General features: G+C 65.1%; 17 protein-coding genes and 1 tRNA gene. 9 read left to right on the top strand and 9 right to left on the bottom strand.

Annotated features, from left to right (window positions below):
- The first annotated feature begins 211 nt into the window (after positions 1 to 211).
- Positions 212 to 1,252, top strand: coding sequence for an acyltransferase (locus OXS31_RS19830; RefSeq protein WP_027597223.1), 1,041 nt, complete (start codon positions 212 to 214; stop codon positions 1,250 to 1,252).
- Between the two features lie 154 nt (positions 1,253 to 1,406).
- Here OXS31_RS19830 and OXS31_RS19825 read toward each other — a convergent pair whose 3' ends face one another.
- The 6 genes from OXS31_RS19825 to queA form a co-directional block, all read right to left on the bottom strand.
- The gene (locus tag OXS31_RS19825) at positions 1,407 to 1,934 is read right to left on the bottom strand and encodes a glycine zipper 2TM domain-containing protein (protein WP_007162948.1); all 528 of its coding nucleotides are present in this window, start codon (positions 1,932 to 1,934) and stop codon (positions 1,407 to 1,409) included.
- A gap of 59 nt (positions 1,935 to 1,993) precedes the next feature.
- Positions 1,994 to 2,899 (bottom strand): protein translocase subunit SecF, encoded by a 906-nt coding sequence (gene secF, locus OXS31_RS19820; protein ID WP_027597224.1) that lies wholly within the window; start codon positions 2,897 to 2,899, stop codon positions 1,994 to 1,996.
- 10 nt (positions 2,900 to 2,909) lie between these two features.
- The gene (gene secD, locus OXS31_RS19815) at positions 2,910 to 4,778 is read right to left on the bottom strand and encodes a protein translocase subunit SecD (RefSeq protein WP_027597225.1); all 1,869 of its coding nucleotides are present in this window, start codon (positions 4,776 to 4,778) and stop codon (positions 2,910 to 2,912) included.
- Positions 4,779 to 4,842: 64 nt separating this feature from the next.
- Positions 4,843 to 5,187 (bottom strand): preprotein translocase subunit YajC, encoded by a 345-nt coding sequence (gene yajC / locus OXS31_RS19810; protein ID WP_007162951.1) that lies wholly within the window; start codon positions 5,185 to 5,187, stop codon positions 4,843 to 4,845.
- A gap of 147 nt (positions 5,188 to 5,334) precedes the next feature.
- Positions 5,335 to 6,453, bottom strand: a complete 1,119-nt coding sequence (gene tgt, locus OXS31_RS19805) for a tRNA guanosine(34) transglycosylase Tgt (RefSeq protein WP_007162952.1) — start codon at positions 6,451 to 6,453, stop codon at positions 5,335 to 5,337.
- Positions 6,454 to 6,463: 10 nt separating this feature from the next.
- Positions 6,464 to 7,507 carry a tRNA preQ1(34) S-adenosylmethionine ribosyltransferase-isomerase QueA gene (queA, locus tag OXS31_RS19800; RefSeq protein WP_267401483.1) on the bottom strand — a complete coding sequence of 348 codons (1,044 nt, stop codon included), beginning with the start codon at positions 7,505 to 7,507 and terminating at the stop codon, positions 6,464 to 6,466.
- Positions 7,508 to 7,613: 106 nt separating this feature from the next.
- On the opposite strand from queA, the gene OXS31_RS19795 reads away from it, so the two are divergent.
- A tRNA-Leu gene (locus OXS31_RS19795) sits at positions 7,614 to 7,698 on the top strand.
- A gap of 108 nt (positions 7,699 to 7,806) precedes the next feature.
- Here the strand turns inward: OXS31_RS19795 and OXS31_RS19790 are convergent.
- Complete coding sequence (locus OXS31_RS19790; protein ID WP_027602459.1) at positions 7,807 to 8,136, bottom strand: DHCW motif cupin fold protein; 330 nt, start codon at positions 8,134 to 8,136, stop codon at positions 7,807 to 7,809.
- Positions 8,137 to 8,340: 204 nt separating this feature from the next.
- On the opposite strand from OXS31_RS19790, the gene OXS31_RS19785 reads away from it, so the two are divergent.
- From OXS31_RS19785 to OXS31_RS19775, 3 genes are read left to right on the top strand one after another with little or no spacing between them, the layout of a single operon-like run.
- On the top strand, positions 8,341 to 8,511 hold the full coding sequence (locus tag OXS31_RS19785; protein ID WP_156930116.1) for a hypothetical protein: 171 nt from the start codon (positions 8,341 to 8,343) through the stop codon (positions 8,509 to 8,511).
- A gap of 35 nt (positions 8,512 to 8,546) precedes the next feature.
- Positions 8,547 to 9,056, top strand: coding sequence for a hypothetical protein (locus OXS31_RS19780; RefSeq protein ID WP_267401482.1), 510 nt, complete (start codon positions 8,547 to 8,549; stop codon positions 9,054 to 9,056).
- A 57-nt stretch (positions 9,057 to 9,113) separates the two neighbouring features.
- A complete protein-coding gene (locus tag OXS31_RS19775; protein WP_007162970.1) occupies positions 9,114 to 9,434 on the top strand; it encodes a hypothetical protein in 321 nt (106 codons plus the stop codon).
- Positions 9,435 to 9,453: 19 nt separating this feature from the next.
- Here the strand turns inward: OXS31_RS19775 and lptG are convergent, their stop codons facing one another.
- Both lptG and lptF read right to left on the bottom strand, forming a co-directional pair.
- Complete coding sequence (gene lptG, locus OXS31_RS19770; protein ID WP_007162971.1) at positions 9,454 to 10,515, bottom strand: LPS export ABC transporter permease LptG; 1,062 nt, start codon at positions 10,513 to 10,515, stop codon at positions 9,454 to 9,456.
- Positions 10,512 to 11,624, bottom strand: coding sequence for an LPS export ABC transporter permease LptF (lptF, locus tag OXS31_RS19765; RefSeq protein WP_027602457.1), 1,113 nt, complete (start codon positions 11,622 to 11,624; stop codon positions 10,512 to 10,514). The genes lptG and lptF overlap by 4 nt, the downstream gene beginning before the upstream one ends.
- A gap of 171 nt (positions 11,625 to 11,795) precedes the next feature.
- Between lptF and OXS31_RS19760 the strand changes: the two genes are divergently transcribed.
- The 4 genes from OXS31_RS19760 to OXS31_RS19745 all read left to right on the top strand — a co-directional run bounded on the left by OXS31_RS19760 (position 11,796) and on the right by OXS31_RS19745 (position 17,222).
- Entirely contained in the window at positions 11,796 to 13,295 is a 1,500-nt protein-coding gene (locus OXS31_RS19760) for a leucyl aminopeptidase (RefSeq protein ID WP_267401476.1), read from the top strand.
- 212 nt (positions 13,296 to 13,507) lie between these two features.
- Positions 13,508 to 13,936, top strand: coding sequence for a DNA polymerase III subunit chi (locus OXS31_RS19755; protein WP_115945841.1), 429 nt, complete (start codon positions 13,508 to 13,510; stop codon positions 13,934 to 13,936).
- 4 nt (positions 13,937 to 13,940) lie between these two features.
- Positions 13,941 to 14,303: a hypothetical protein gene (locus OXS31_RS19750; protein WP_267401474.1), complete on the top strand. Its 363-nt coding sequence runs from the start codon at positions 13,941 to 13,943 to the stop codon at positions 14,301 to 14,303.
- An 87-nt stretch (positions 14,304 to 14,390) separates the two neighbouring features.
- Positions 14,391 to 17,222, top strand: a complete 2,832-nt coding sequence (locus tag OXS31_RS19745) for a valine--tRNA ligase (RefSeq protein ID WP_267401472.1) — start codon at positions 14,391 to 14,393, stop codon at positions 17,220 to 17,222.
- The last annotated feature ends 42 nt before the right edge of the window (positions 17,223 to 17,264 follow it).

Below are 17,264 nucleotides of genomic sequence, written 5' to 3'. Positions count from 1 at the left end.
CAAGCCATGAACAATGGCAGATAGCCACGGTCAGAACGCGGGCAAGGAGCCCCTTCCTGTAACCGGCTACTTACGGACGTCGTTCCTTCGGGAGTCCTACCATGACCGAACCTGTCGCAACGCGCGCCCTGGCGCCGCAGCGTTCCCGCTTTCGTTTGCCCCAGTGCTTTGGCTTCAGCTGCACAGGTTCTCTTTTGAAAAGGATCATTCAATGAACACTCGCAATCTCTGGGTCGACTATGCCAAGGCCATAGGCATCGTGCTGGTCGTCTACGGCCATGTCGTCCGCGGCCTGCTCAACGCCGGCATCCTGCAGGACGCCGAATTCCACGGCCTGGTGGACAGCGTCATCTACAGCTTCCACATGCCGCTGTTCTTCTTCCTGTCCGGCCTGTTCTTCTACAGCTCCTTCATCAAGCGCGGCACCGGCGGCCTGCTGGTGAACAAGATCGACACCATCGTCTATCCCTTCCTGGTCTGGTCGCTGCTGCAGGGCTCGGTGGAGGCGCTGATGTCGCGCTACACCAATGGCGGCGTCAGCTTCAGCGAAGTCCTGACGGTCTGGGAGCCACGCCAGCAGTTCTGGTTCCTCTATGCGCTGTTCCTGGTGTTCTGCCTGGCCATGCTCGCCTATCGCTGGGCCAAGCCGCTGGCCTTCTTCGCCGTGTTCGCCTTTGGCGCCCTGGTCTATCTGTTCCAGAACGCCGGCCCGGAAGACTTCTTCTTCACCTTTACCGCGCAGAACTTCGTGTTCTTCGCCTTCGGCGTCTGGTTCAACAACTTCAAGCAGGCCATCGAGGAACAGGCCGGTCGCGTGATGCTGGGTTCGGGTCTGCTGTTCGTGGTGCTCGAATACTGGTTCCACGGCCTGCTGGGCCTGGTCTACACCGATCGTGGCCTGGCCACCCTGGTGCTGGCGCTGAACGGCATCGTCTTCGTCAGCAGCCTCTGCATGGTGCTGGCGCAGCGGCCGCTGCAATGGGTGCTGACCCTGGGCGCGCTGTCGATGCCCATCTACGTGATGCACGTGCTCAGCGGCAGTGGCGCCCGCATCGTCCTGAGCAAGGGCCTGCACATCAACGACGGCCTGCTGCACATCGTCGCCGGTTGCGCCTTCGGCATCCTGGTGCCGGTGGCCATCGCCAAGCTGCTGGAAGCCCGCGGCATCAACGGTCTGTTCGAGGCGCCGGCGTGGATCTCCGCCCGGCGGTGGCTTCGGCCCAAAGCAGAAACCCCCCGCCCCGCCGTCTAAATGACGACACCGGCCAGGGCGCCCTGCGCGCCCTGGCCGGCGCGGCAGAGCTTTCGGATCACCGCGCAAGAGCCAATAAAAAAACCCGCTGCCAGTCACCTGGCAGCGGGTTTTTTGTTGGCTGCAGCCCTGGGGCTTCAGCCGGTCACGCGAATCACTGGCTGGCCAGTACCTGGCCGTTCTTCACTTCCAGTTGCTTGCCCGGCTCGTGGTCCATGCGGACCTGGCCGATCTTGCCATCCAGCAGGTATTTGACGTCATAGCCGACCACCTTGTCGCTGCTGTCGTTGACCGTGCTGCAGCGGGTCTGGGTGGTGGTGTAGGTGTCGCGGTTCTGCATGTATTCCTGACCCTTGTTGCCGGCGTAACCACCGCCCACGGCACCGGCGATGGTCGCCAGGGTCTTGCCGCTGCCGTTGCCGACCTGGTTGCCCAGCAGACCGCCGACGACCGCGCCTACGGCGGTCCCGGCGATCTGGTGTTGGTCCTGAACAGGCCGCCGATGCGTCACCGCGACCTCCTTGCAGACCTCGCGCGGGGTCTTGACCGTTTCCTTGACCGGCTGGACGGCGACGACCTCGGCGTACTGAGGCCCGCGGTCGACGAAACTGTACGCCACGGCGCCACCAGCGGTGGCGACGATGGCTCCCAGAACCGTACCTACGAGCATCGACTTGTTCACTACAACCTCCTGACTACTCTGTCATAGCGGGCACCTGGCCCTTTGCCATGCCTGGGACATCAGGGACGGTCGTCGAGTTCCTTGGCTTGCGGGGGAATCAGGTCCTCGCTCTTCAGGTCCAGCCAGATCAGCACCACGTTGGCGATATAGATCGACGAGTAGGTACCGGCCAGCACGCCGATGAACAGCGCCAGGGAGAAGCCGAACAGGTTGTCGCCGCCAAAGAACAGCAGCGCCGCCACGGCCAGCAGGGTCGAGATCGAGGTGGCCAGGGTGCGCAGCAGGGTCTGGGTGGTCGAGACGTTGATGTTCTCGATCAGACTGGCCTTGCGCAGTACCCGGAAGTTCTCCCGCACCCGGTCGAACACCACGATGGTGTCGTTGAGCGAGTAGCCGATGATGGCCAGGACCGCCGCCAGCACCGTCAGGTCGAAGGTGATCTGGAAGAACGACAGCAGGCCCAGGGTCACCACCACGTCGTGCACCAGCGAAATGATCGCGCCCACGGCGAACTTCCACTGGAAGCGGAAGGCCACGTAGACCAGCACGCTACCCAGGGCCAGCAGCATGCCCAGGCCGCCCTGGTCACGCAGTTCCTCGCCCACCTGCGGACCGACGAACTCGGTACGGGTCAGGGAGAAGCGCTCGGTGCTCGCCTTCTGCAACGCGCTGGTCACCTGCTGGCCCAGCTGCGGGTTGTCACCCGGCATCCGGACCAGGACATCGGTGGTGGCGCCGAAGCTCTGCACCACCGCCTCCTCGAAGCCGGCGCCCTGCAACTCCTGACGGATCTTGCCGAGGTCGGCGGGCTGCTCGTAGCGCAGCTCGATCAGGGTACCGCCGGTGAAATCCAGGCCGAAGTTCAGCCCCTTGTAGAACCAGCTGAACAGCGCCAGAACGGTCAGGAGCGCGGTGATGGCGAACGCGATATTGCGTACGCCCATGAAGTTGATGGTCTTTTTCATCGCCGCGTCCTCAAATCCACAGCTTCTTGACGTTCCGGCCGCCATAAATCAGGTTGACCATGGCACGGGTCACGAAGATGGCGGTGAACAGGGAGGTGAAGATACCCAGCGACATGGTCACGGCGAAGCCCTTGACCGGCCCGGTGCCCATGGCGAACAGGATGGCGCCCACCAGCAGGGTCGTCAGGTTGGAGTCCAGGATCGCCGTGAAGGCGCGACTGAAGCCCTCATGGATGGCGCGCTGGATCGGCATGCCGTTGGCGATCTCTTCGCGGATCCGCGAGAAGATCAGCACGTTGGCGTCCACCGCCTGACCCATGGTCAGGACGATACCGGCGATGCCCGGCAGGGTCAGGGTGGCATGCAGGATGGACATCAAGGCCATCAGCAGCACCATGTTGAAGCCCAGGGCGATGGTAGCCAGCAGGCCGAAGAAGCGGTAGATGGCGATCAGGAACAGCGAGACGAAGACCATGCCCCACAGCGAGGCATCGATACCCTTCTCGATGTTGTCGGCACCCAGGCTCGGGCCGAGGGTACGCTCCTCGGCGAAGTACATGGGTGCGGCCAGGCCACCGGCACGCAGCAGCAGCGCCAGTTCCGAGGCCTCGCCCGAGCCGTTCAGGCCGGTGATGCGGAAGCTGTTGCCCAGGGCCGACTGAATGGTCGCCAGGCTGATGATGCGCCGCTCCTCCTCGAAGCCGGGCACCGCCACTTCCTTCTGTACGCCGTCCACGGTCTGGGTGGTGTAGCGGGTGACCGGGCGCTGCTCGATGAACACCACGGCCATGCTGCGGCCGACGTTGCTGCGGGTGGCGCGGTTGATCAGATCGCCGCCATGGCCATCCAGGCGGATGTTGACCTGGGGCCGGCCGTTCTCGTCGAAGCTGGCCGAGGCGTCGGTGACCTGGTCACCGGTGATGATGACGTTACGCTCCAGCGGTACCGCCGGACGACCAGGCTCGCGGAATTCGAAGCTCTCGGTGGAGGCGCGCGGGGTGTCCGCGGTGGCGGCCAGGCGGAATTCCAGGTTGGCGGTCTTGCCGAGGATGCGTTTGGCTTCGGCGGTGTCCTGCACGCCCGGCAGCTCGACCACGATGCGGTCGGCGCCCTGGCGCTGCACCAGCGGCTCGGCCACGCCCAGTTCGTTGACCCGGTTGCGCACCGTGGTCAGGTTCTGGGTGACGGCATAGTTGCGGATCTCGCGCAGCTTGGCCTCGGTCAGCTGCAGACGCAGCACCTGCAGGTCACCACGGGTGTCGGTGGTCAGCTCGAAATCGGTGTAGTTCTTGCGGATCAGGCTCTGCGCCTGCTGCAGATCGGCGGCATCGGTGAAGCCCAGCTGCAGGGCGCCGTTCTGGTCGGGCATGCTGCGATAGCGCACCTTCTCGCGACGCAGCAGAGTCTTGACCTCGTTGTCATAGACCTTCAGGCGCGCGTCCACGGCCTTGTCCATGTCCACAGCCAGCAGGAAGTGCACACCACCGGACAGGTCCAGGCCCAGCTTCATGGGGCTGGCACCGAGCTTGCGCAGCCACTGCGGGGTGGTGGGCGCCAGGTTCAGGGCGACCACGAAGTCGTCGCCAAGGGTGCGGCGGACCACTTCCTGGGCCGGCAGCTGATCGTCGGCGCGCATCAGGCGGATCAGCACCCGGCTGCCGCTCTCGTTGACGTCGCTGGATTTCACGGCGAGTTGCGCCTGCGCCAGAGCCGCGTTCACCCGCTGCACATCGGCAGGGGTCACCGTGCGTTCGGTGCTGGAAGCGCTGATCTGCAGGGCCGGATCGTCGGGGTACAGATTAGGAACCGAATAGATGACGCCCACGACCAGTACGGCCAGGATCAGCAGGTACTTCCAGAGGGGATATTTGTTGAGCATGACACCGCCCGAGATAAAGGCGGGGCGCCTTGCGCGCCCCGATATTAGCTAGATTGAGGAAGACTCAGAGGGCCTTCAGGGTGCCCTTCGGCAGGGTCGCGGCAATGGCGCCCTTCTGGAACTTGAGCTCGACGTTGTCGGACACTTCCAGCACCACGAACTCGTCGGTGACCTTGTTGATGCGACCGGCGATGCCACCGGTGGTCACCACTTCGTCACCCTTCTGCAGGCCGCCGATCAGGTTCTTGTGATCCTTGGTGCGCTTGGCCTGGGGACGCCAGATCAGGAAATAGAAGATCACCACGAAGCCGATCAGGAAGATGAACTGAATGTATTCACCTCCCGGTGCAGCGTTGGCGGCCGGCGCGGCAGCTTCCTGGGCCTGGGCCGTGGAAATCAGAAAACTCATTGCACTACTCCTTGCAGAGTTGGATGACGGAAAAAGAAGAGATGCCGGGGGTCGCTCGCCGCCGTTCCGACCGCCTCGAGACCCTGCTCACGCCCCCGACGAAGGACGCGCGAGCGCCGTTTCGCCAGGGCGATCGGACAGGGGCTTTCAGCTGTCGAGCGGCGGCGTAGGCAGGCCGCGCCGAGCATAGAAGGCGTCCACAAAGTCGGCCAATTTACCCTCTTGGATAGCCTGGCGCAAACCGGCCATCACGCGCTGGTAATACCGCAGGTTGTGGATCGTATTCAGCATACTCCCCAGCATTTCCCCGCATTTATCCAGATGGTGCAGATAGGCCCGGGAGAAATGTTTGCAGGTGTAACAGTCGCAGGTAGGATCCAGTGGCGTCTCGTCGTGACGGTGCACGGCATTGCGCAGCTTGAGGACACCGGTGTCGATGAACAGATGGCCGTTGCGCGCGTTGCGGGTGGGCATCACGCAATCGAACATGTCGACGCCACGGCGCACGCCTTCCACCAGGTCTTCCGGCTTGCCCACGCCCATCAGGTAGCGCGGCTTGTCCGCCGGCAGGTGCGGCGGCAGGAAGTCCAGCACCCGGATCATCTCTTCCTTGGGCTCGCCCACCGACAGGCCACCGATGGCGTAGCCGTCGAAGCCGATGCCTTCCAGGCCCTCCAGGGACCTCAGGCGCAGTTCCTCGTGCATGCCGCCCTGGACGATGCCGAACAGCGCCGAGGGGTTGTCGCCATGGGCTTCGCGGGAGCGCTTGGCCCAGCGCAGCGACAGCTCCATGGAGCGGCGCGCGGTGTCGAAGTCCGCTGGATAAGGGGTGCACTCGTCGAAGATCATCACGATGTCCGAGCCCAGGGCGCGTTGCACCGCCATGGATTCCTCGGGCCCCATGAAGACCTTGGCGCCGTCCACCGGCGAGGCGAAGTAGACGCCCTCCTCCTTGATCTTGCGCAGCGCGCCCAGGCTGAACACCTGGAAGCCGCCGGAATCGGTGAGGATCGGTCCCTGCCACTGCATGAAGTCGTGCAGGTCGCCGTGGCGCTGGATCACCTCGGTCCCCGGGCGCAGCCAGAGGTGGAAGGTGTTGCCGAGGATGATCTGGGCGCCGATGTCGGCGACGCTGTCGGGCAGCATGCCCTTGACCGTGCCGTAGGTACCGACCGGCATGAAGGCCGGGGTCTCGACCACGCCGCGGGGAAAGGTCAGGCGACCGCGACGGGCCTTGCCCTCGGTGGCCAGCAATTCGAAATTCATGAAACTCATATCAGCTCTCCGGGCCCTGGGCCCCGGGATTGCGGGTGATGAACATGGCGTCGCCATAACTGAAGAAGCGATAGCCCTCGGCCACGGCCGTGGCATAGGCGGCCATGGTCTCGCGGTAACCGGCAAAGGCCGACACCAGCATCAGCAGGGTCGACTCGGGCAGGTGGAAGTTGGTCACCAGCGCATCGACCACGTGGAAGGGCCGACCGGGATAGAGAAAGATGTCCGTCTCGCCGGCGAAGGCCTTGAGCTCGCCGTCACGGGCGGCGCTTTCCAGCGAACGCACGCTGGTGGTGCCGACGGCGATCACCCGGCCGCCACGGGCGCGGCAGGCGGCCACGGCGTCCACCACGGCCTGGTCGACCTGCAGCCACTCGCGGTGCATGTGGTGGTCTTCGATCCTTTCCACCCGCACCGGCTGGAAGGTGCCGGCACCGACGTGCAGGGTGACGAAGGCGGTCGCCACGCCCTTGGCGCGGATGGCCTCCAGCAGCGGCTCGTCGAAGTGCAGTCCGGCAGTGGGCGCGGCCACGGCGCCGGCATTGCGCGCATAGACGGTCTGGTAGCGCTCGCGATCCTCGGCTTCGTCAGGCCGGTCGATATAGGGCGGCAGCGGCATGTGGCCGACCCGCTCCAGCAGCGGCAGCACCGGCTCGGCGAATTTCAGCTCGAACAGCGCCTCGTGGCGCGCCACCATCTCGGCCTCGGCACCGCCGTCGATGAGGATGCGGCTGCCCGATTTGGGCGACTTGCTGGACCGCACATGGGCCAGCACCCGCTCCTCGTCCAGCACCCGCTCCACCAGGATCTCCAGCTTGCCGCCACTGGCCTTCTGGCCGAACAGCCGCGCGGGTATCACCCGGGTGTCGTTGAACACCATCAGGTCGCCGGGCCGCAGATAGCCCAGCAGATCGGCGAAGTGGCGATGACTGAGCTCACCGCTGGGGCCGTCGAGCACCAGCAATCGACTGCCGCGGCGCTCGGCCAGCGGATGACGGGCGATGAGGGATTCGGGGAGGTCGAAATGGAAGTCGGCGACGTGCATGGCAGGTAGATCTCGAAAGGCCGCACAGCTTACCGGAAGCGGCCTTTTTCACCAACGCACTTTGGATTGACCGGGCCTGCCCGCGTCCCTATACTCCGCCGCCATTGCCCCGGTGGCGGAACCGGTAGACGCGGCGGATTCAAAATCCGTTTCCGAAAGGAGTGGGAGTTCGAGTCTCCCCCGGGGCACCAAGCTGTACCTTCCAGGCCTTCTCCGTGTTGGCTGGAGGCCGAAGAAGCCGCCCCTTGAGGCGGTTTTTTTGTGCCTGGGGCGCCCGGGTTGCGGCCTCGAGACGAGCCTTAGTCCACGATGAATAATCTGGCGCCAATCGCGGTAGAGGATCTGTGGGCCTCGGCATTGTCGGCCACCTGGTAGCTCATGCCAGCGGTCAAGGTGAAGACGCGACCATCGACCAGCTCGGTATCCAATCGACCGTCCAGGCACAGCAGGATGTGCCCCTTGCTGCACCAGTGATCGGCAAGGTAACTCTCACTGTACTCGACCATGCGGACTCGTATTGCCCCAAACTGGCAGGTACGCCAAACAGCCGAGCCGGTCGTTCCCGCATGGACTACAGGTTCGATTGTCGACCAATCAGTGATTCCGAATGGAATGTCGCTCAGTTGCATGACGGCCTCTATCAGGACAGGAGGGGTATGGTACCCGGGCAGCAAGACGGTCAATTCATACAGATTGGCCGAATTTGCGAGATACGCAGCCTTGGAGGGTCTCCACTCGCTGCGCCTTCTGTACCTTTACGAATGCGCCGCCCCGTTGATCAGGTACGCTCTTGATCACCCCACTCCCGCTTTCATCATGAGGAAGGATGCCTGTTGAAATGGATATTGCTTGGCCTCGCACTGCTACTGTCCGGCTGCAGTCACTACAGCGATGCCGGCCCGATCTGCGAGCCGAGTCCGCTGAGCGGTGAGGACTGCCAGAAGCGGCAGCCGGTCGGGAATTACCTGATGGACAAGTATCACGAATGGGAACGCTACCAGTAGGCTCGCATTCTCGATCTGTTTAGCGAGGGCTAGGTATGAGGCGAACCGCACCACTGCTGATCGTCCTGTTGCTTGGACTGCAAGGCTGCGCCGTACAGCAACCGGCCCAGCCAGCCGGTGCAGCTGTCGACCTGGATCGCTCGCCTAGTTGGACCCTGCAGGCCCGGTTGCACAGTGCGCTCTATGGATGCGAATTGCTGGTGCTGCACGGCAACAACGCCCGCCTGGCGGGCGAGCAGGGGCGCTTGGCGGACTTTCGCCAGCGGCTGAACAGCTGCCAGACCCAGGCCGCTGCCGAAGAAAAGCAGGCTACGGGCCAGTTACCCACCGGCCAAGATCGCCTGCTGCGCAATGCGCAGAAGGCCTACCTGATCGCCTGGCAGCGCTATCTGGCCGGACTCACCATCGATCATCCGGCCGATCTGCAGCAGAAGCAGTCTTATCTTGAGGCGCGATCAGCGCTGCTCGAGGTGGCGTCAAAACGCCCGGACATCCGCGCCGAGCCCGGCAAACGACCGGATAGCCAGCTGACAACCGGCAGCTGAAACCCGAGGGCAAAGCATGCAATAGTAAGACATCGATACGGACGCGAGATCTTGCGCATGGAAACGCTCTCCCCCCTCTCCCAGGTGGCGGTCAAGGACCTGGAAACGGCCCAGACCCCCGCCCGCTTCTCCACCGCCTTCATCGAGCGCCTGCTCTCGCGTTGCGAGACGCGCATGGACGAGATGGAAGCCTGCCCCGACATGAGCGCGGATCTGCGCCTGATCCACATGCAGAACGTCGATCTGCTGGTGCGTACCGTGGTGGGCGAATGCCGCCATCGGGATCAGATCCGCCGCGTGCAGCGAATCCTGAGCTTCTGCGAAGCCCACGCCGGCTGGCTGCAGCCGCAACCGGTCGTGAGCAAGGGCGCCGCCTAGCGGACGGCGCCGCCGGGCCCTAGCCGGCCCGGCGCAGCAACAGCACCCCGGCCACGGCGCAGAGCAGCGCCGGTGCCAGCACGGCCAGCAGCGGCGAGAAGCCGAACACCAGGCTGGACGGCCCCAGCAGATCCTGGAAGATCCGCAGGGCAAAGCCGATGATCACCCCGGTGAAGATCCGCTGTCCCAGGGTCACCGAGCGCAACGGGCCGAAGATGAAGGAGATCGCCATCAGCACCAGGGCGGCGGTCACCAGCGGCTGGAAGATCTTCGACCAGAACGCCAGCCAGTAGCTTTTGTTGCTCAGCCCCTGATCGGCCAGGTAGTGGATGTACCACCACAGCCCGGAGATCGACAGCGCATCCGGCTCCATGATCACGGTGTCGAGCACCTGCGGGGTCAGCTCGACGTTCCAGGTGACCTTGGGCTCCTGGCGCACGCTGGTCTGGCGATTGCCGAAGTCGGTGATGCTGACGTTTTCCAGCTCCCAGTGATCGCCGCGATAGATGCCGCGCTGGGCGAAGCTGGATTGCAGCAGGTGGCGATTATCGTCGAATTCGTAGCGCGTCACGCCCAGGAGCAGGCCATTGGGCTGCACCGCGTTGACGTGAGTGTATTCGTGTCCCTGACGATGCCACAGACCGTGGCGCGAACTCTGCGCCTTGCCGGCGCTCTGGGCCAGGGCCCGGCCGCTCTGCGCCAGGTTCTCCGACCAGGGCGCCACGTACTCGCCGATCAGGATGCCGGCGATGAGCAGCACGAACATCGGCTTCATCACCGCCCAGACGATGCGCCCCAGGGAGACGCCGGCGGCACGCATCACGATCAGCTCGCTGCTGCTGGCCAGGGTGCCCAGGCCGATCAGGCAGCCGATGAGTGCGGCCATTGGCAGCATCTCGTAGGCCCGGCGCGGCGTGGTGAGCAGGACGAACTTGAGCGCCTCGGCCACGCCGTAGTTGTCGTCGAAGTCGCCGAGCTGGTCGATGAAGGCGAACAGCAGGGCCAGACCGACGATCACCCCCAGTACCGCGAGGATGCTGACGAAGACGGTGCGACCTATGTACCAGTCGAGCTTGTTCATGCCGCCACCTCCGGCTTGTGACCGCGCAGACGCGCCTTGAGCGGTTCCCAGAAGGCCAGCAGCAGGCCGAGTACCAGGAACAGCAGGTGCACGCCCCACAGCCCGATGGCCGGCGGCAGGCGGCCCTTGTCCAGGGCGCCACGGGCGGCGATCAGCAGCGACAGATAGGCCATGTACAGCAGGATCGCCGGCAGCAGCTTGAGGAAACGGCCCTGGCGCGGATTGACCTTGGCCAGGGGCACGGCGATGAGGGTGACGATGAAGACCAGGATCGGCAGCGACAGCCGCCACTGCAGCTCGCCGCGGTACTGCAGGTCGTTGCTGCGCATCAGCTCGCCGGTGGTCACGGCATCACGCTCGCTGATGTCCTCGCTGACCGCGGGCTTGGGCAGGAGCACACCGTAGGTGTCGTACTGCACCGCGCGGTAGTCGGCCTGGCCCGGCACGCCGTCGTAGCGGAAGCCGTTCTGCAGGATCAGGTAGCGACTGCCGTCCGGGTGGATTTCCTGCCGGCCGGTGTCGGCCACCAGCACGCCCACGCCACGGTCCTTGCCGCCGGCGGTGGAGGTGTTGCGCTCGGAGATGAAGACCCCGCCCAGCTGGCTGCGATCCGCCGACAGGCGCTCGGTGTAGGTGACGCGAGAGTTGTCCCTCAGGGACTGGAAGCGACCCGGTTCGAGGGTATCGAACTCGGTCATGGCATCCTGCTGGTTGAGGATGGTGGTGACCTTCTGCACGCCCAGCGGCGCCAGCGACAGACTCAGCCAGGCGACGATCAGGGCGACCACCGCGGCCGGGGCCATGCTGTAGGCCAGCAGGCGGCGCGGACTCATGCCGGTGGCGGTGAGCACGGTCATCTCGCTGTCCAGGTACAGCCGACCATAGGCCAGCAGGAAGCCGAGAAACAGGCCCAGCGGCAGGATCAGCTGCAGGAAGCCGGGGATGCGATAGGCCATGATGAGCAGGAGCACACCCGGATCCAGCAGGCCCTGGGCCGCCTGGGCCAGGTACTTGATGAAGCGGCCGCTCATGATGATCACCAGCAGCACGGCACTGACCGCACCGAGGGTGGTGAGAACTTCTCGAGACAGATAGCGGAAGACGATCAAACAGGATTCTCCAGGGTTGTCAGGCTCTGGCGCGAACGCTCACACTAGCTCGGCTGCATGGCTTGCGTTGCAAGGCCCACCCGTTGAAGGCCGATCGCCGGGAAAGGCCCTGGCGAAAGCCCCGCATTATATCCTGCGAACTCATGTGTTTGTCTTGGGGAGCTTCTCCTAATGGAATTCGTCGTCAAAAACGCTCGTCCGGAAACCCTGAAAACCGCCACGCTGGTCGTGGCCGTCGGTGAAGGCGGTGCGCTCGACGCAGCGGCCAGCGCCGTGGACGCCGCCACCTCCGGCGCCCTGAGCGCGGCGGTCAAGCGCGGCGACATCGCCGGCAAGGCCGGCCAGACCCTGCTGCTGACCAATCTGCCCGGCATCAAGGCCGAGCGCGTGCTGCTGGTGGGTAGCGGCGCCAGTGAAGGACTTTCCGACCGCCAGTACCGCAAGCTGGCCAGCGGCGCCCTGGGCGTGCTCAAGAGCCTGGGCGGCAGCGACGCCGCCATCGCCCTGGGCGATGTGCCGGTCAAGAATCGCGACGGCTATGCCCGTCTGCGCCTGCTGGCCGAGACCCTGGCCGATGGCGACTACGTCTTCGATCGCTTCAAGAGCAAGAAGGCCGAGCCGCGGCCGCTGAAGAAGCTGACCCTGGTCACCACCAAGGCCTCCCAGCCGGAAGCCGAACGCGCCCTGGCCCATGCCCTGGCGATCACCCACGGCACCGCCTACGCCAAGGACTTCGGCAACCTGCCGCCGAACGTCTGCAACCCGGTCTATGTGGCCGATCAGGCCAAGGCCCTGGGCAAGCAGTTCAAGGACGCCGGGCTCTCCGTCGAGGTGCTCGACGAGAAGAAGATGCGCGAACTGGGCATGGGCTCCTTCCTCGCCGTGGCCCAGGGCAGCGCCCAGCCGCCGCGCCTGGTGGTGCTGCAGTACAAGGGCGGCGCCAAGAGTGCCCAGCCCTACACCCTGGTCGGCAAGGGCATCACCTTCGACACCGGCGGCATCAGCATCAAGCCCAGCGCCGGCATGGACGAGATGAAGTACGACATGTGCGGCGCCGCGAGCGTCCTGGGCACCTTCCGCGCCCTCATGGAACTCAAGCCGGCGATCAACGTGGTCGGCCTCCTGGCCCTGGCCGAGAACATGCCCAGCGGCACCGCCACCCGTCCGGGTGACATCGTCACCAGCATGAGCGGCCAGACCATCGAGATCCTCAACACCGACGCCGAAGGCCGGCTGGTGCTGTGCGACACCCTCACCTACGCCGAGCGCTTCCAGCCCAAGGCGGTGATCGACATCGCCACCCTTACCGGGGCCTGCATCACCGCCCTGGGTTCGCTGGTCTCGGGCCTGATGGGCAACGACGACGCCCTGATCGACCAGGTCAAGCAGGCCGGCGATCGCGCCGACGACCGCGTCTGGCAACTGCCGTTGCACGACGAGTACCAGGAGCAGTTGGACAGCCCCTTCGCCGACATGGCCAACATCGGCGGCCCCAAGGCCGGCACTATCACCGCCGGCTGCTTCCTGGCGCGCTATGCCAAGGCCTATCCCTGGGTCCACCTGGACGTGGCCGGCACCGCCTGGATCAGCGGCGGCAAGGACAAGGCCGCCACCGGTCGCCCGGTCCCGCTGCTGGTGCAGTATCTGCTCGACCGCACCGCCGAGGCCTAAGCACCTGTTCAAAGTCTGCTGCGCGTCGGCCAAACGGCGTTGAAAAGACCTTCGGAATGCTCATTTACGTTTTGTAAACTCCGCTTCCTCAGGTCTTTTCGCCTTGTTTGGCTCTAGCTCGCGAGACTTTGAACACGTGCTAACGCCTATAGAGGCCGCGACGCCCCTGCGTCGCGGCCTTGCCGCTTCCCTCCCCTTCTTCGTGATCCGCCATGACCCGTGTCGACTTCTATGTTCTGCCTTCCACCGATCCCGCGGCGCGGCTGGCCTTTGCCTGCCGGCTGGTGGACAAGGCCTGGAAACAGGGCATGCCGGTCTATGTGCACTGCGCCGACGTCGAGCAGCGCCAGCGCCTGGACGAGCAGCTGTGGGCGTTCCGTCCCGACAGCTTCGTTCCCCACGATCTGGCGGAGAACGCCAGCGACAGCCCCGTGGTGCTGGGTCTGACCACGCCCGCCGAGCAGCAAGGCGAGCTGCTGATCAACCTCAGCCTCGCCCCGCCGCCCTGCCATGCCGGTTTCGCCCGCATCGCCGAGGTGGTCGTCGAAGCCCCCGAAGTGCGCCAGGCGATGCGCGAAGGTTTTCGCTTCTACCGCAAGCTTGGCTATGCTCTACAGGACCATCAGCTGTCACGTGTCTGATTTCATGACCAGCACCAAGCCTCCCGCGCACGTCCTGCAAGACCTCGAAGCCATCCGCCAAGTGCTCGACAAGAGCCGCAGCGCGGTCCATCCGAGCAGCGTCGATGGCATCCCCATCCTCTCCGACGTCATCGCCCCCAGCGCCGAGCGGCTCAAGGCCATCCCACCGCTGCTCGACCAGATCGTGCCGGACGTCATCGAAGACGCGACGCCCAGCGCGCCCCACGAAGACCTGGCCCAGGTACGTCTGCGCCAGGAGGTGCCGGCCATCCTCCAGGAACTGCTCGACGAACAGTTGCCGCGCCTGGAAGCCGAACTGCAGCGCCGCCTGCAGCAGCGCCTGGAAGAATTGCTGCAGCGTCCCTGAGCCCGGGGCGCCAAGGCGCCCTGCCGTCGGCGGGCCGGAGTCGCTATACTCGGAGGCTTTCCTCTTCCAGCGACAAAAGCCCCCTCCATGGACAAGACCTACCAGCCGCACGCCATCGAAACCTCCTGGTACCAGACCTGGGAACGCCAGGGCTATTTCGCGCCCCAGGGGTCGGGCGAGCCCTACACCATCATGATCCCGCCGCCGAACGTGACCGGCAGCCTGCACATGGGCCATGGCTTCAACAACGCCATCATGGACGCCCTGATCCGCTTCCGCCGCATGCAGGGTCGCAACACCCTCTGGCAGCCGGGCACCGACCATGCCGGCATCGCCACCCAGATGCTGGTGGAGCGCCGCATCGGCGCCGAGGGCCTGTCGCGCCATGACCTGGGCCGGGAGAAATTCCTGGAGAAGGTCTGGGAATGGAAGAACGAATCCGGGGGCAACATCAGCCGGCAGATCCGCCGCCTGGGTTCCTCGGTGGACTGGTCGCGCGAGCGCTTCACCATGGACGACGGCCTCTCCGAGGCGGTCAAGGAAGCCTTCGTGCGCCTGCACGAGGACGGCCTGATCTACCGCGGCAAACGCCTGGTCAACTGGGACACCAAGCTGCACACCGCCATTTCCGACCTGGAAGTGGAAAGCCATGACGAAAAGGGCCACCTCTGGCACCTGCGCTATCCGCTGGCCGATGGCGCCCGTACCGCCGAGGGCATGGACCATCTGGTGGTCGCCACCACCCGTCCCGAGACCCTGCTGGGTGACGCCGCCGTGGCCGTGCACCCGGAAGATCCGCGCTACAAGGATCTGATCGGCCAGTACGTCGAGCTGCCCCTGGTGGGCCGTCGCATCCCCATCGTCGGCGACGACTACTGCGACCCCGAATTCGGCACCGGCTGCGTCAAGATCACCCCGGCCCACGACTTCAACGACTATGAAGTCGGCAAGCGACACAACCTGCCGCTGATCAATGTCTTCGACGCCGACGCCGCGGTGCTGCCCGGCGCCCAGGTGTTCAATCTGGACGGCAGCGTCAACGGCATGTTCGATGCCACCCTCCCCGCCGCCTACGCCGGTCTGGACCGCTTCGAGGCGCGCAAGCGCATCGTCGCCGACCTGGACGCCGCCGGGCGCCTGGAAAAGATCGAGGACCACGCGCTCAAGGTGCCCAAGGGCGACCGCTCCGGCACCGTGATCGAGCCCTGGCTGACCGACCAGTGGTACGTCTCCACCAAGCCCCTGGCCGACAAGGCCATCGCCGTGGTCGAGAGCGGCGAGGTGCAATTCGTGCCCAAGCAGTACGAGAACATGTACTTCAGCTGGATGCGCGACATTCAGGACTGGTGCATCAGCCGCCAGCTCTGGTGGGGCCACCGCATTCCCGCCTGGTACGACCAGGCCGGCAACGTCTATGTCGGTCGCGACGAGGCCGAGGTGCGTGCCAAGCACGACCTGGGTGACATCGCCCTGCGCCAGGACGAAGACGTCCTGGACACCTGGTTCAGCTCCGGCCTGTGGACCTTCTCCACACTCGGCTGGCCCGAGCAGACCGAGGCGCTGAAGACCTTCCACCCCACCGACGTGCTGGTCACCGGCTTCGACATCATCTTCTTCTGGGTCGCCCGGATGATCATGCTGTCCACCCATCTGACCGGGCAGATCCCGTTCAAGACCGTCTACGTCCACGGCCTGGTGCGCGACGGCCAGGGCCAGAAGATGTCCAAGTCCAAGGGCAACGTGCTCGATCCGCTGGACATCGTCGACGGCATCGACCTGGACACCCTGCTGCAGAAGCGCACCAGCGGCCTGATGCAGCCCAAGCTGGCCGAGAAGATCGCCAAGCAGACCCGCGCCGAATTCCCGGACGGCATCGCCAGCTACGGCACCGACGCCCTGAGATTCACCTTCTGCTCCCTGGCCACTACCGGCCGCGACATCAAGTTCGACATGGGTCGCGTCGAGGGCTATCGCAACTTCTGCAACAAGCTGTGGAACGCGGCGAACTTCGTCATGGAGAACGTCGAGGGCCAGGACACCGGCGTCAACGACGAACCCGTCGAACTGTCCTCGGTGGATCGCTGGATCATCTCCCAGCTGCAGCGCACCGAGGCCGAGGTGACCCGTCAGCTCGACGCCTTCCGCTTCGACCTGGCCACCCAGGCGCTCTACGAATTCGTCTGGGACGAGTACTGCGCCTGGTACCTGGAGCTGGTCAAGCCGGTGCTGTGGGACGAGAACGCCTCCCTCGAGCGCCAGCGCGGCACCCGCCGCACCCTGGCGCGGGTGCTGGAAGTGGTGCTGCGCCTGGCGCACCCCTTCATGCCCTTCATCACCGAAGAAATCTGGCAGCGCCTCAAGGCGCCGGCCGGCGTCCAGGGCGAGACCCTGATGCTGCAACCCTGGCCGGTGGCCAACGAGGCGCGCATCGATGCCGCCGCCGAAGGCGACATCGAGTGGGTCAAGGCGCTGATGCTGGGCGTGCGGCAGATCCGCGGCGAGATGAAGATCTCCATGGCCAAGCGCATCGACATCATCGTCGCCAACGCCAGTGCCGAGGACCAGCGCCGCCTGGCCGATTTCGAGCCGCTGCTGAACAAGCTGGCCAAGCTGGAATCGGTCCGCGTGCTGGCCGCCGGTGAGGAAGCGCCGATGTCCGCCACCACCCTGGTCGGCGAGATGGAAGTGCTGGTGCCCATGGCCGGCCTGATCGACAAGGACGCGGAACTGGCGCGTCTGGACAAGGAGATCGGCCGCCTGGAAGGCGAGGTCAAGCGCGTCGGTGGCAAGCTGAGTAACGAAGGCTTCGTCGCCAAGGCCCCGGCTGAGGTGCTGGAGAAGGAACGCGCCAAACTGGCCGAGGCCGAGCAGGCCCTGGCCAAGCTGGTGGACCAGCGGCAGCGCATCGCCACCCTCTGATGCCCTTGAAGCCCACCCTCGCGGTGGGCTTTTTATTGCCAG

Source organism: Pseudomonas sp. GM_Psu_1 (assembly GCF_026544185.1).
Classification (GTDB): Bacteria; Pseudomonadota; Gammaproteobacteria; order Pseudomonadales; family Pseudomonadaceae; genus Chryseomonas; species Chryseomonas oryzihabitans.
Note: the sequence above shows the minus strand (reverse complement) of the source record. Positions and strands in the feature narration are given on the sequence as shown.